The organism is Streptomyces sp. NPDC046712, assembly GCF_040645695.1.
Classification (GTDB): domain Bacteria; phylum Actinomycetota; class Actinomycetes; order Streptomycetales; family Streptomycetaceae; genus Streptomyces.
This window is the reverse complement of the sequence record NZ_JBEYYW010000016.1, coordinates 77928-91200: the sequence shown is the minus strand read 5'-3', so window position 1 is coordinate 91200 and position 13273 is coordinate 77928. Positions and strand designations below refer to the sequence as shown.

The window sequence follows — 13273 nt, the reverse complement described above, 5'->3', positions numbered from 1 at the left end:
CGATCGTGATTCACGATGGATGGATGGAGCTTCAGCAGATGCGGTACGTCGTCGCCGTCGCCGAGACGAACAGCTTCACCCGCGCCGCCGAGCGGTGTCTCGTGGTCCAGTCCGCCCTCAGCCACCAGATCGCCCGCCTGGAGCGTGAATTGGGCGCCCGACTCTTCGAACGCACCAGCCGCCGGGTGCGGTTGACTCCGGCCGGTGAGGCGTTCCTCCCGGCGGCCCGGCAGTGCGTCGACGCCGCCGAGCGGGCCGCTGCCGAGGTCGCCTCGGCCGTCGGCGAGATCCGCGGGCGGCTCACCGTCGGTGTGATCCCCACCGTCGCGGCGGTCGACGTCCCGGCGGCCCTGCACGCCTTTCACCAGCGGTATCCCCATGTCCGCATCGGCCTGCGCGTCGGCGCCAGCGAGGAACTCGTCGACCTGGTCAAGGAAGGAGTGCTGGAGATCGCCTTTCTCGGCCTGCCGGTGACGGCCCGGCCCGACGGGGTCGGCGGCCGGCTGCTGGCCCAGGACCGGCTGGTCGCCGTGGTCGCCCCCGGCCATCCGCTCGCCGGGGAGGCCGCGGTCGACCTCGCCCGGCTGTCCTCCGAGGCGTTCGTGGACAAGCCGGCGGGAACGGCGGGACGCGTCCAGTCCGACCAGGCGTTCGCCGCGGCGGGCGTCCGGCGCGAGGTGGCCTTCGAGGTGACCGACGCCGGGTTCATGACGCGGCTCATCCAGCAGAACCTCGGCATCGCCCTGCTGCCGTCCCGCTACACCCGGCACCTCACGGGAGTGGTCACGGTCCCGGTGACGGACGCCCCCACCCGTAGCGAGCACATCATCTGGAGCCGATCCACCCGCACCCCCGCGGCGACGGCCTTCCTCGCGGAACTGGACATCGCGGGGGACCCGGCGCCCTGACAGGGCGCCGCCGCGGCAGGTTCCCGCAGAGTGGGAAACGGGGCTCCGGCAAACGCCGCCGCCCCGCCTAGCCTCCCCGCATGCTCACACCCCCAGCGCTCCGGCGCGCCGAGAGCTCCCGCCAGAAGGAGAACGCACGATGACCGCACTCGACCACGAAGCCCGCGTCATCGAGGCCGCCCCCCTGCCCACCCGCTTCGCCCGCGGCTGGCACTGCCTCGGTCTCGCCGCGGAGTTCAAGGACGGAAGGCCGCACGAGATCGAGGCCTTCGGCACGAAGCTCGTCGTCTTCCGAGGGGAGGAGGACGGCCGGCTGCACGTCCTCAACGCGTACTGCCCCCACATGGGCGGCAACCTCGCCCACGGCACCGTGAAGGGCGACGCCGTCGCCTGCCCCTTCCACGACTGGCGCTGGGCGGGGAACGGCCGCTGCGCCGGCATCCCGTACGCCCGCCGCGTCCCGCCGCGGGCCAGGACCCGGGCCTGGACCACCCTGGAGCGCAACAAGCAGCTCTTCGTCTGGCATGACCCCGAGGGCAACCCGCCCCCTGCCGCCGTCACCATCCCCGAGATCGAGGGCCTCGACAGCGGCGACTGGTCCGAGTGGTCCTGGAAGACCGCGCGTGTCGACGGCTCCAACTGCCGCGAGATCGTCGACAACATCGTGGACATGGCGCACTTCTACTACGTGCACTACGCCTTCCCGACCCGCTTCACCAACGTCTTCGAGGGTCACATCGCCAGCCAGTACCTGGAGTCCACCCCGCGCCGGGACATGGACCTCGGCAACCTCAGCGCCCCGCTGCGCTCCGACGCCTCCTACTACGGACCGTCGTACATGATCGACCGCGTCTGGTCGGACATCGGCGGAGGTGTCGAGATGGAGAGCGTCCTGATCAACTGCCACTACCCGATCGACTCCGACAGCTTCGTGCTGCTCTACGGGACGACCGTGAAGAAGCTGCCCGGAATGAGCGACGAACAGGCCGCCGAGGCGGCCGAGTTGTTCACCTCCGGCCTGGCCGTCGGCTTCGAGCAGGACATCGAGGTCTGGCGGAACAAGACCCGGATCGACAACCCGCTGTTGAGCGAGGAGGACGGGCCGGTCTACCAACTGCGGCGCTGGTACGAGCAGTTCTACGTGGACGTGGGCGACGTCAAGGACGAGATGGTCGAGCGGTTCGAGTTCGAGATCGACACCACCCGGGCCAACGAGGCGTGGGAGGCCGAGGTCGCCGAGAACCTGGCAAGGCGCCCGCGGTGATGCGCCCGGTGGAGTGCCGCACCTGCGGGAACCAGGTGCTGTGCGAGAAGTTCAGCCCGGCCCACACGGCCGTGCAGTGGTCCGGTCCGTCGGCGGTCGCCTGCCCGGCCATCGGGGCCCGGGTCGCGGCGGGTGAGCCGGCCGGCCGGGTCCGCGCCTGTGAGGATCTGCGCCGGTCGATCGACGCGGCGGTGGCGAGCGGCGCACTGGAGGTGACCGGTGCCGACCTCCCGTGACGGCCGGACCTCCCGTGACGGCCGTACCGTCAGGACCATCCGCGTACGCGTCGCCGAGGTGATCCCCGAGACCGCGGACGCCGTCTCCCTGGTCCTCGACGCCGACTTCCCGTACCGGCCCGGCCAGTTCCTGACCGTGCGGCTGCCCGGCGGCGGCGCCCGCTGCTACTCGCTCGCCAGTTCACCGGACACCGGCGAGGCTCCGAAGATCACGGTCAAGAAGGTGCCGGGGGGACGCGGCTCCGGCTGGCTGTGCGAACAGGTCGCGGCCGGGGACGAGCTGGAGGTGCTGCCACCGGCGGGGACCTTCACCCCGGCCGTGCCGGGCCGCGACCTGCTGCTGGTCGCCGGTGGCAGCGGCATCACCCCCGTCATTGCGCTCGCCAAGTCGACCCTGGTGGCGGGGGAGGGCCGGGTCACGCTGCTCTACGCCAACCGCGACCAGTCCTCCGTCATCTTCCGCGACGAACTGCGCGAGCTGGCCGAGGACTTCGCGGGCCGGTTCTCCCTCGTCCACTGGCTGGAGTCCCTCCAGGGCCTGCCCACCGCCGAACTGCTCGCGCCCGTCCTCGCCCCGCACGCCGTCCGGGACACGTACCTCTGCGGCCCGGCGCCGCTGATGGACGCCGCGGAGGCGGCCGTACGGTCGGCGGGCGGCGGCGCCGTCCACCGCGAGCGGTACTTCTCGCTGTCCGACGACGTCTTCAGCCGTGAGGAGGCGGCCTTGGGGGAGGCCCCGCATCCGGCCGAGGTCTCGTACACGGCCGAGGTCCGTCTCGACGGAGTCACCCACCGGGTGACCGGCGGTCCGGCCACCCCGCTCCTCGACGCCCTCCTCGCGGCCGGGGTCGACGCCCCGTACTCCTGCCGCGAGGGTGCCTGCGCGGCCTGCGCCTGCCGGATCACGGCGGGCGAGGTGAAGATGGGCCGCAACGAGGTCCTGGACGCCGACGATCTGGCCGAGGGCTATGTGCTGGCGTGCCAGGCGGTACCGCTCGGGGAGCGGGTGGACGTGACGTACGAGTGAGGGACGCACACGCCGTCCCCACATCCGGTGGATGAAGTTAACGTCCGGAAAATTGAAGGGAGTTGGGCTGTCCGGGCGTGCTCTACGCGCGTCATCATCATGGACATGCGAATCCCCCCACGATTCTCCGTCATCGGCGGCGCAGCCGCCCTCGTCTCGACCCTCCTCCTCGGCGCCCCGGCAGGCGCGGCCGCCGCCCCGCCCGCCGTCTCCACCGCCCCGGTGGCCGCGTCCGCCTTCTCGGCCGCCGCCGTCGGCGAGATCTGCTACTCCGATCTCCCCTCCCAGGCACACGACACCCTCCGCCTGATCGAGCAGGGCGGCCCGTTCCCGTACAGCCAGGACGGCAGCGTCTTCCAGAACCGCGAAGGCGTCCTCCCGGCCCACTCGACGGGCTACTACCACGAGTACACGGTGAAGACCCCGGGCTCCTCCACACGCGGCGCCCGCCGGATCGTGACCGGCGACGCGTACCAGGAGGACTACTACACGGCCGACCACTACGCCACGTTCGACCTCGTCGACCACGGCTGCTGAGCCGCCCGACCCACCAGCCCCCGGTCCGCGGCCGGTCCCCCCACGTCAGCCGGCCGCGGACCGGGCAGGATGGTGCCCATGACACTCGACGAGCCGACGGAGCCGGTCGAGGGCTGGGACCATCTGGGCTTCAACCGGGCGGCGCCCGAGGACCTGTTGATCCGGCTGCTCGACGTCGAACCTCATTTCCTGTTCCGGCGCGACCTGCCGCCAGTCGTCGTCGACGCCGCCGCCGACCACCCGGATCGGAAGGTGCGCGCCGTCCTCCTCGACGCGCGCCAGAAGCTGACCGCCGAGCAGTGGACGCGAATCCTCCTCGCGGAGACGAGCGGTGCGCGGCGGGCCGTGTTCGTCGAGGACGCCGTGCACGCGGGCACGCCGCTGACCGCCGCAGGCTACGAAGCACTCGCCGCCGACGCCTCCCCGCTCGTCCGAGCCGAGGTCGTCAGGCTGCCCGGACTGCCCACGGTCCTGCTCCACGCCCTCGCTGCCGACCCTGTTCCCGCCGTCCGGGCGGCCGCCTGCGACACCGCGTGGTCTCAACTCACGCCGGTCGTACGCGAAGGGCTGCTCGCCGATCCCGACGAGCACGTCCGTACGGCCGCCCTGCTGCGCCACCATCAGGACCACCCGCTGGACGAGGCCGCCTTCGAGCAGCTTGGCAGTGGGGTACTCGACACCTGCCGCCTGACGCCCGGACTGGCCGCCCGCCTCGCGCAGCACGAGGATCCGGCGGTCCGGGCGCGGCTGGCGCGCAATCCGCGTCTCGACCCGGCTGCCGTCGCCGCCCTCCTCGATGACCAGTCCGACGACGTTCGGTACCCCCTCGCTCTGCGGCCCGACCTCACCGAGGAGCAGCGGGCCATTATCCGTGTGGACATCCCGCAGCGCGACCGGCACCCCTACGCCGTGCCCTGGGTCGCCGCACTGCACGACGACCCGGCGGCCATGCGCCGCCTCGCCGCCTCCAGCCATCCGTTCGTCCGCAGCAGCGTCGCCCGCGCCCGCCGCCTGCCGCCGGACGTCGTCGCACGGCTCGCCCGCGACGAGGACCGGGTCGTGCGGCTCTTCCTCGCCGAGTCCTGCGACGACGCGCCCCCGGAGATGCTCCTGGAGGTCTGGCACTGGTGGGACGGCAGCTACTCCTTCCCCGGCCGGCCGCGCACGCACCCGAACTTCCCGCGCACCGGCCTTCTCCGTCACGCCACCGACCCGAACCCGAGGCTGCGCCGACTCGCCCTGAGCGACCCGGAGTCCACGCCCGAGCTGGTCGAGGAGCTCAGCCGGGACGAGTCCGAGGAGGTGCGGCAGGACGCGGCGGAGGACCCGAGGCTGACTCCTGCGGCGGCCGTTCGCCTGCTCGACGACCCGGAGAGGTCGGTACGGGTCCGCGCCGCCCGGAACCCCGCCCTCCCGCAGGAGGTCCTGCTCCGGCTGCTGGGCGATCCGAGGACCGCCCGCGACGCCGCCGCGAACCCCGCGCTGCCCGTGCCCGTGATGCGCCGGATGGTCGACCTGCTGGTGGAGCGGGCGGAATCGGCTACATCCACTCGCTGAAGCGCAGCCACCCCATCATCGCGTCCATCTCCCCTTCCGGGACACGGGACGTGGGGGCGGGGGCGACGGGCCGTGCCTCGGCCCGGGTCCTCCCCGGGCCGAACAGGTCCTGCCACACCCCTCGCGTACACGCCCCCACGACCGGGGCCAGCCGGTCCAGTTCGCGGTGGATGCCGTGGCCCGAGACGGAGACGGCGGCGATGGCCCGGCCCGCGCCGCGCAGCGGGGCGGCCACGCAGGAGACGCCCCGGAAGGTCTCCTCGCGGTCGAAGGCGGCGCCCCGCTCCCGGGCCGCCGCCAGCTCGGAGCGGAGCGCGACCGGGTGGACCAGGGTCCGTGGGGTGAGCGGGCGCAGCCGCCCGGCCAGGAGCGCGGTGAGGGCGGCCGGGTCGCCGAAGGCGAGCAGGGCCTTGCCCGCGGCGGTGGAGTACGCGGGCATCCTGCCGCCCGTGCGCGAGGGGACGGTCGAGTCCTCCGAACCGCCGATGCGCTCCAGGCAGACGACCTCGGTCCCGTCGAGGACGTACAGATGGACCAGGTGCCCGGTCGACTCGTGGAGCGCGTGGAGGCGGGGGAGCGCGGCCCGGCGCAGCCGGTTGTGGTGTGCGGCGAGCGCGCCGAGTTCCAGCATGCGCATCCCCATGCGGTAGTCCCGGCCCTCGCGGTCCAGCCAGCGCAGCTGGACGAGCTGGTCGAGGATGCGATGGGCCGAGGAGCGCGGGATGCCGGAGCGGCGGATCACCTCGGTGAGCGAGAGCCTCGGCTCGGGCCCCTCGAAGGCCGCGAGCACCCGGGCCGCCTTCTCCAGCAACGAGGGAGGTGCCGACGGGGCGGGTACGCCGACGAGCTCAGCGGTCATGGACGTCTCCCGTGTTTCCGTGAGGTTGCGCCGACCCTGCCACGGTGTCCGGGCCCGGGGGAAGACAGCTGCACCCACTATTTCTAATAGGTATATACGGGGCGGGTGTCGGGTCGCCCGGTTCGGCGGCACGGGCCTCTGAGCGCCGGGTTCCCGCTCAGCGGGAACCCCTTGTGCCGTTCCGGAACACCTCGGGCGTACGGTCCAGCCACTTCCGATTCCCTCCGAGAGAGGACACGCGATGAGCGACGCCACCGGAGCCGTCCTCGAGGCGGTCCGCGCCCTCGCCCCCGCCCTGCGCGAGCGGGCCGCCGAGGCCGAGGCCGCCCGCAAGGTCCCCGAGGACTCCGTCAAGGAGCTTGCCGCGACCGGCTTCTTCAAGCTGCTCCAGCCCCGCACCTACGGGGGCTTCGCCGCCGACCCCGTCACCTTCTACACCGCCGTCAAGGAGATCGCGAAGGCCTGCGGCTCCACCGGCTGGGTCGCCTCCGTCGTCGGCGTCCACCCCTGGCACGTCGCCCTGTACGAGCCGAAGGCCCAGGAGGAGGTGTGGGGCGCCGACCCCGACACCCGGATCTGCTCCTCGTACGCCCCCACCGGCAAGGTCACCCCCGTCGAAGGCGGCTTCACCCTCAGCGGACGCTGGCACTTCTCCTCCGGCTGCGACCACACCGACTGGGCGCTGCTCGGCGGCCTCGTCACCGACGCCGACGGCCGCCCCGTCGACATGCGCACCTTCCTCGTCCCGCGTACCGCATACCGCGTCGACGAGGTCTGGGACACCGTCGGCCTGCGCGGCTCCGGCTCCAACGACGTCGTCTGCGAGGACGTGTTCGTTCCCGAGCACCGCGCGCTGAGCTTCGGCCCGGTCACCGCTCTCGACGCGCCCGGCCGCGCCGCCAACCCCGAGCCGCTCTACCGGCTCCCGTACGCCGCCGTGTTCACCACCACCATCTCCACCCCGATCGTCGGTATCGCCGAGGGTGCGTACGAGGCCCACCTCGCCGCCACCCGCGAACGGTTCCGCATCTCCTACGGACAGCAGGTCGCCGAGGACCCCTTCGCCCAGGTCCGCATCGCCCGCGCCGCCGCCGACATCGACGCCTCCTGGCTCCAGCTCACCCGGAACATGACCGAGCTGTACGAACTCGCCCGCAGCGGCGCGCCGTTGCCGGTGGAGCTGCGGGCCCGCGCACGCCGCGACCAGGTCATCGCGACCGAACGGGCCGTCGCCGCCGTCGACCTGCTCATGGAGAACGCGGGCGGCGGCGCCATGCGCACGGGCGACAACCGGGTCCAGCGCGCCTGGCGCGACGTCCACACCGGCCGCGGTCACGCCGCCAACGACCCCGAGCGGGCCCTCGTCCTCTACGGCCAGGCCGCCCTCGGCCTCGACATCCAGGACACGATGCTGTGACCCTCACCTACGAGAGCACGTCCCGGACCGTACGGGCCGGCGGCCTCAGCCTGCACTTCCACGAGGCCGGGCCGGCGGACGCACCCGCGGTCGTGATGCTCCACGGCGGCGGGCCCGGAGCCTCCGCCTGGTCCAACTTCGGCGCCAACCTGCCCGTCTTCGCCCAGCATTTCCGCACGCTCCTGATCGACCAGCCCTGCTTCGGCCGCTCCGACAAGCCCGAACCGGACCGCGACTACTTCTCCTTCAGCGCCCGTGCCGTCGCCGCACTGATGGACGAACTCGGCCTGGAGAAAGCTCACTTCATCGGCAACTCGCTCGGCGGCGGCACGGCGACCCGGCTCGCCCTCGACCACCCCGACGAGGTCGCCACGCTGCTCCTCATGGGCCCCGGCGGGATCTCCGCCAACCTCTTCTCGCCCGACCCCACCGAGGGCATCAAACGCCTCTTCGCCTTCAACGCCTCGCCCGACCCCAGCCGCGAGCAGATGCGGGAGTTCCTGCTCACCATGGCCTACGACCCGGCGATCGTCACCGACGCCTTCGTCGAGGAGCGGTACACGCAGGCCATCGACCCCGAGGCCCGGCTCGGCACCGCCCGGATGGCCGCCGCGTTCGCCACCTGGCCGCAGGAGTCGCTGCTCTGGCGCGAGGCCCACCGCATCACCCAGCCCACCCTGCTCACCTGGGGCCGCGAGGACCGCACCAACCCGCTCGACGGAGCGCTCCTCGCCCTGCGCACCATCCCCGACGCCCGGCTGCACGTCTTCCCGCACTGCGGCCACTGGGCACAGGTCGAGCGGTTCGACGAGTTCAACCGCCTGGCCCTCGACTTCTTCACGCACCGGTCGACGCACTAGGAGCACGACTCATGGACATCCGCTCGCTCGGCTACCTCCGCATCGAGACCACCACGCTCGCCGAATGGCGCGCCTACACCCTCGACATCCTCGGCATGGCCGAGGCCCAGGACTCCACGGACACCGTCCTGCACACCCGGATCGACGACCGGATCCGCCGCCTCTCCTTCGTCGCCGGCGCACGCGACCGGCTGCTCGCCGCGGGCTTCGAGGTCCCGAACGCCCGCGCGCTCAACGAGGCCGCCGAAGAACTCGAGGCGTCCGGCTTCCCCGTCAAGCACGCCGACGACGCGACCCTCGCAGAGCGCCGCGTCCAGGGACTCCTCCACGTCGACGACCCGGCGGGCAACCCCCTGGAGCTCTACTGGGGACAGGCCCAGGACCACACGCCGCTGCCCGCCCGGTACGGCAACCGATTCGTCACCACGACCCCCGCCGGCCAGGACCTCGGCCTCGGCCATGTCGTGCTGCCCGCACCGAACATGGACGGGACCGTCGCCTTCTACGAGCACCTGCTCGGCTTCCAGCTCCGCGACCGGATGAAGCTGCCCCCGGTCGCCGTCCCCACCGGCGAACCCGGCCAGGACTTCTACTGGATGAACTTCCTCAGCCCCAACGCCCGCCACCACAGCCTCGGCCTCTACCCCGGCGCCCTGCCGCCCGGCATCGTCCACTTCATGGTCGAGACCGACTCGCTCGACTCCGTCGGATACTGCCTCGACCGCATGAACGCGGCCGACATCCCCATCGCGTCCACCCTCGGCCGCCACTCCAACGACCGCATGGTCTCCTTCTACGCCCAGGCGCCCGGCGGCTTCCAGGTCGAGTACGGCTGGGACGGACTGATCGTCGACCCGGCGACCTGGACCACGAAGGAGATCACCTCCGACAGCCTCTGGGGCCACCAGTGGAACGGCTGATGAAGCACGTCCTCGGCCACTTCGCCAGCGGCATCACGGTGGTCGCCGCCCTGGACCCGACCGGCCGGCCCGTCGGCCTGGCCGTGCAGTCCTTCGCGTCCCTCTCCCTCGACCCGCCGCTGGTCCTGCTCTGCGTGGCGAAGACCTCCACCAGCTGGCCCGGGGTCCGGGCGGCCGGCCGCTTCGGGATCTCCATCCTCGCCGAGGACCAGCGCGAGGTGTGCGCGGCCCTCGGCCGCAGCGGCCCGGACAAGTTCGCCGGAGTCCACTGGACCACGACCGAGGACGGGGCCGTCCACGTCGACGGCGCGCTCGCCACCCTCGACTGCGCGGTCCACGCCGTCCACGAGGCCGGCGACCACCTCCTCGCCACCGCCCGCGTCCTGGCCCTCGACGCCCGCGAGGACGGCACCCCGCTCCTCTACTTCCGCAGCGACTACGCGACCGGAGTGTTCACATGACCACGGACACGCACGAGTACGACGTCGTCGTCGTGGGCTCCGGCGCCGCCGGATTCGCCGCCGCGATCACCGCGCGGCTGCGCGGCCTGACCGCCCTCGTCGTCGAGAAGACCGACCGCTACGGCGGCTCCACCGCCCTGTCCGGCGGCGCGATCTGGGTTCCGGGCAACCACCATCTCGACGAGGCCGCGCTGGGTGACACGTACGAGAAGGCCCGCGCCTACCTCGACGCGACCGTCGGCGACCGTGTCCCGGACGCCCGCAAGGACGCCTACCTGACCCATGGCCCGCGCATGGTACGGGAGTTCCACGACCGGACCCGGGTGCGCTTCATGTACACCCCGGGCTACGCCGACTACTTCCCCGAGGCCCTCGGCGGCATGGCCCAGGGACGCTCGATCGAGCCGCGCATCATGGACCTGAAGCGCCTCGGACCGCTCGCGGCGACCATGCGCCGGGCCGGACTTCCCACCTACGGCCTGACCATGACCTCGTACGACTTCCGCTTCCTCAACATGGTCGCCCGCACCTGGGCGGGTCGGAGGGCCGCCGTCCGGGTCGGCGCGCGGGCCGTCGGCGCCCTGCTCACCGGTCGGAAGCCGCTCTCCCTCGGCGAGGCGCTGATCGCCCGGATGCGGCTCTCGCTCGACGAGCTCGGCGGCGAGCTGTGGCTGAACGCCCCGCTCGCCGGGCTCCTCGTCGAGGACGGCCGGGTGACCGGAGTGGAGCTCGCGGACGGGCGGACCGTACGCGCGCGGGGAGGGGTCGTCCTCGCCTCCGGCGGCTTCTCGCACGACCAGGAGCTGCGCGAGAAGCATCTGCCGGCGCCCACCTCAACGGCCTGGACGCACGCCTCGGAGGGACAGACCGGCGACGCGCTCCGCATCGGCGAGGAACTGGGCGCGGCGACCGACCTGCTGGACAAGGTGTGGGGCGCGCCGTCGGTCTGCCCGCCCGGGGAGAAGCCGTTCTTCCTCGTCGCCGACCGGGGCATCCCGGGAATGGTGATCGTCGACGCGGCGGGGGAGCGGTACGCCGACGAGGCGGCGCCGTACCACCGATTCGTGGACCGGATGTACGCCTGCGACCGGCCGGAGGCGACGACGGTCCCGTCCTGGCTGATCCTCGACGCCCGCTCCAAGGCGCGGTACATCTTCGCCGGCCTCTTCCCCGGGCAGCCGTTCCCGAAGCGGTGGGAGGGCTTCGTGGTCCAGGCCCCGACCGTCGCCGAACTGGCGCTCCGGATCGGCGCCCCGGGCCTGGAAGCCACCATCACGCGCTTCAACGGCTTCGCGGCGAAGGGCAAGGACGAGGACTTCGGGCGCGGTGACTCGGTCTACGACCGTTACTACGGCGACCCGACGCTGCCGAACCCGAACCTGGCACCGCTGGACAAGGGACCCTTCTACGCCGTGCCGGTGCACCCCGGTGACATCGGCACCAAGGGCGGTCTGGTCACGGACGGCGACGCGCGGGTGCTGCGGGAGGACGGCGGTGTCATCGAGGGTCTGTATGCCGCGGGGAACTGCTCCGCGGCCGTGATGGGGGAGACGTATCCGGGGCCGGGCGCCACGATCGGGCCGGCGATGGCGTTCGCCTGGGCGGCGGTCAACGACATCGCGGGCTCGTCCACTCCAGGCGGGTCCTGACCCGATCGTCCCGGACGTACTCGACGGCGGCGAGCGCGGTGTCCCGGGCGGTCCCGTCCGGGTCCCCGTCCGCGAGAATCCGGGCCAACACCTCCACGGCCCGCGGATCCTGACGCATCACCAGTCCACGCGCCGCCTCGGCGACGACGTCCGGATCCTCGTCGTCCAGCCGGGCCGCGAGCGCCTCCCGCAGTACGGGCGTGTCCTCGGGCACCTCCGCGAGCGCGAGCGTCGCCCAGTCCCGCACCCCGTGGTCGTGGTCGCGACTCAGCGCGATCAGCGTCTCCACGGCCACCGCGTCCCCGGCGGGCACGGGGCCGGTGAGCGCGCACCCGAGTGCGCGCCGCACCTCGGCATCGGGGTGCGAGGCGAACGCCAGCATCTCGGGCACGGCGGCCGGATCCCCGCACTGCCCGAGCGCGGCGACCACGCAGAGCGCGGGCTCCCGCGCGGCCGGCGGTGCGGACCCGCCCGGCCACGTCTCAGCCGCCAGGCGGCGCAGCACCGGCACCGCCCGCGCCGTGAAGCCGTCGAGCGGGCCCAGGACGCTCGCGCCCAGGGCCCGCCGCAGGGGTTCCTCGCTCGCGCACCAGGCGGCGGCCGCCCCGAAGGTCTCCTCGTCGGCGCGGTCGACCAGGGCGCGGACCGTCTCGGTCCAGTCGTCCAGGTCCGGGTCCCCGCACCGCAGGGCCCGCCCGGCGAGCTCCTCGGGCGGAGTGCGCAGGCCCAGCGCGCGCTCCAGGAGCGTGGCGATCGCCGCGTGACCGGTCTGCTGCTCGTTGCCGCTGCCCGGGGCGCCGTCCGCACGCAGCAGTTCGACGACGACGGTCACCCCGCCGTCCTCGTACACGCGGCGCACCACGGTCTCGCCGGACGCGCCGCCCCCGCTCGTCTCGAGCAGCCCGCGCCGCAACTCCTCCGCGATGTCGACGCCGATCCAGCGCCGCGCCTCGCTCAGGGCGTCCTCGACCGGCCCCGCACCGTGTTCGAGCAGAGCCCGCACGCTCCCGGACGAGCCGCGCCGGGCCGCCGCCACGAGCGGGGGGAGTCCGTCGGGGCCCGGCCGGCCCGGGTCGGCACCGTGCTCCAGGAGGACCCGCACCGTCTCCACATGCCCGAGCCGCACGGCCCAGTCCAGGGCGGTGAACCCGTACGCCTCCGCCTGGTCCGCCCGCGCCCCGCCGGACAGCAGCGCCCGCACGACCTCGGCGTGCCCGCCGCACGCCGCCCCGCACAGCGGCAGGTCCCCGGCCTCCTCTCCGCTGCCCCGCGCGGGATCGGCGCCGGCCGCCAGCAGAAGCCGTACGATCCCGGCCTCGTTCGCGAGGGCCGCCCGGTACAGCGCGCTCTCCCCTTCGTCGTCGGCCTCGGGGGACATCCCGGCCCGGAGGGCGCGCACGACCGCGTCCTCCCCCTCGTGAATGGCGTCGAACAGCGTGCTCATCCACCGACCTTCACCCGCCGGGCACGGACGGCGCAAACGAATACCGCGTGGCCTTCTCCGCCCTCCGCAAGCGGACACGACCCAGGGCCTCTCGTTCGGATCTTGCCGGGCTCCGGCCTGATCCGAACGAAAGA

Annotated in this window: 13 protein-coding genes; 11 read left to right on the top strand and 2 right to left on the bottom strand. The window is 73.1% G+C overall.

All coding sequences use genetic code 11. From position 1 onward, the window contains the following. Positions 1-23 precede the first annotated feature (23 nt). From ABZ939_RS21475 to ABZ939_RS21450, 6 genes are all read left to right on the top strand, one after another. Complete coding sequence (locus tag ABZ939_RS21475) at positions 24-908, top strand: LysR family transcriptional regulator (RefSeq protein ID WP_361857348.1); 885 nt, start codon at positions 24-26, stop codon at positions 906-908. 139 nt (positions 909-1047) lie between these two features. Beyond that, entirely contained in the window at positions 1048-2172 is a 1125-nt protein-coding gene (locus tag ABZ939_RS21470; RefSeq protein ID WP_361857345.1) for a Rieske 2Fe-2S domain-containing protein, read from the top strand. Next, positions 2169-2408: a hypothetical protein gene (locus ABZ939_RS21465; RefSeq protein ID WP_361857342.1), complete on the top strand. Its 240-nt coding sequence runs from the start codon at positions 2169-2171 to the stop codon at positions 2406-2408. Before ABZ939_RS21470 ends, ABZ939_RS21465 begins: the two co-directional genes overlap by 4 nt. Beyond that, a complete protein-coding gene (locus tag ABZ939_RS21460) occupies positions 2392-3435 on the top strand; it encodes a ferredoxin--NADP reductase (protein ID WP_361857339.1) in 1044 nt (347 codons plus the stop codon). The genes ABZ939_RS21465 and ABZ939_RS21460 overlap by 17 nt, the downstream gene beginning before the upstream one ends. A gap of 105 nt (positions 3436-3540) precedes the next feature. Next, positions 3541-3972 (top strand): ribonuclease, encoded by a 432-nt coding sequence (locus ABZ939_RS21455; RefSeq protein ID WP_361857336.1) that lies wholly within the window; start codon positions 3541-3543, stop codon positions 3970-3972. 78 nt (positions 3973-4050) lie between these two features. Next, positions 4051-5529: a PE-PGRS family protein gene (locus ABZ939_RS21450; protein ID WP_361857333.1), complete on the top strand. Its 1479-nt coding sequence runs from the start codon at positions 4051-4053 to the stop codon at positions 5527-5529. On the opposite strand, the gene ABZ939_RS21445 is transcribed toward ABZ939_RS21450, so the two are convergent. After that, complete coding sequence (locus ABZ939_RS21445) at positions 5513-6388, bottom strand: IclR family transcriptional regulator (protein WP_361857330.1); 876 nt, start codon at positions 6386-6388, stop codon at positions 5513-5515. The two genes, ABZ939_RS21450 and ABZ939_RS21445, sit on opposite strands and share 17 nt — an antisense overlap. Positions 6389-6629: 241 nt before the next feature. On the opposite strand from ABZ939_RS21445, the gene hsaA reads away from it, so the two are divergent. From hsaA to ABZ939_RS21420, 5 genes are read left to right on the top strand one after another with little or no spacing between them, the layout of a single operon-like run. Then, on the top strand, positions 6630-7805 hold the full coding sequence (gene hsaA, locus ABZ939_RS21440; protein ID WP_361857327.1) for a 3-hydroxy-9,10-secoandrosta-1,3,5(10)-triene-9,17-dione monooxygenase oxygenase subunit: 1176 nt from the start codon (positions 6630-6632) through the stop codon (positions 7803-7805). Further along, positions 7802-8665, top strand: coding sequence for a 4,5:9,10-diseco-3-hydroxy-5,9,17-trioxoandrosta-1(10),2-diene-4-oate hydrolase (gene hsaD / locus ABZ939_RS21435; RefSeq protein WP_361857324.1), 864 nt, complete (start codon positions 7802-7804; stop codon positions 8663-8665). Before hsaA ends, hsaD begins: the two co-directional genes overlap by 4 nt. Before the next feature lie 11 nt (positions 8666-8676). Further along, positions 8677-9585: a VOC family protein gene (locus ABZ939_RS21430; RefSeq protein ID WP_361857321.1), complete on the top strand. Its 909-nt coding sequence runs from the start codon at positions 8677-8679 to the stop codon at positions 9583-9585. Next, the gene (locus ABZ939_RS21425; RefSeq protein WP_361857318.1) at positions 9585-10046 is read left to right on the top strand and encodes a flavin reductase family protein; all 462 of its coding nucleotides are present in this window, start codon (positions 9585-9587) and stop codon (positions 10044-10046) included. Before ABZ939_RS21430 ends, ABZ939_RS21425 begins: the two co-directional genes overlap by 1 nt. Next, positions 10043-11695 carry an FAD-dependent oxidoreductase gene (locus tag ABZ939_RS21420; protein ID WP_361857315.1) on the top strand — a complete coding sequence of 551 codons (1653 nt, stop codon included), beginning with the start codon at positions 10043-10045 and terminating at the stop codon, positions 11693-11695. Before ABZ939_RS21425 ends, ABZ939_RS21420 begins: the two co-directional genes overlap by 4 nt. Here ABZ939_RS21420 and ABZ939_RS21415 read toward each other — a convergent pair. Next, positions 11655-13139 (bottom strand): ankyrin repeat domain-containing protein, encoded by a 1485-nt coding sequence (locus tag ABZ939_RS21415; RefSeq protein WP_361857312.1) that lies wholly within the window; start codon positions 13137-13139, stop codon positions 11655-11657. The genes ABZ939_RS21420 and ABZ939_RS21415 overlap by 41 nt on opposite strands. Positions 13140-13273 lie beyond the last annotated feature (134 nt).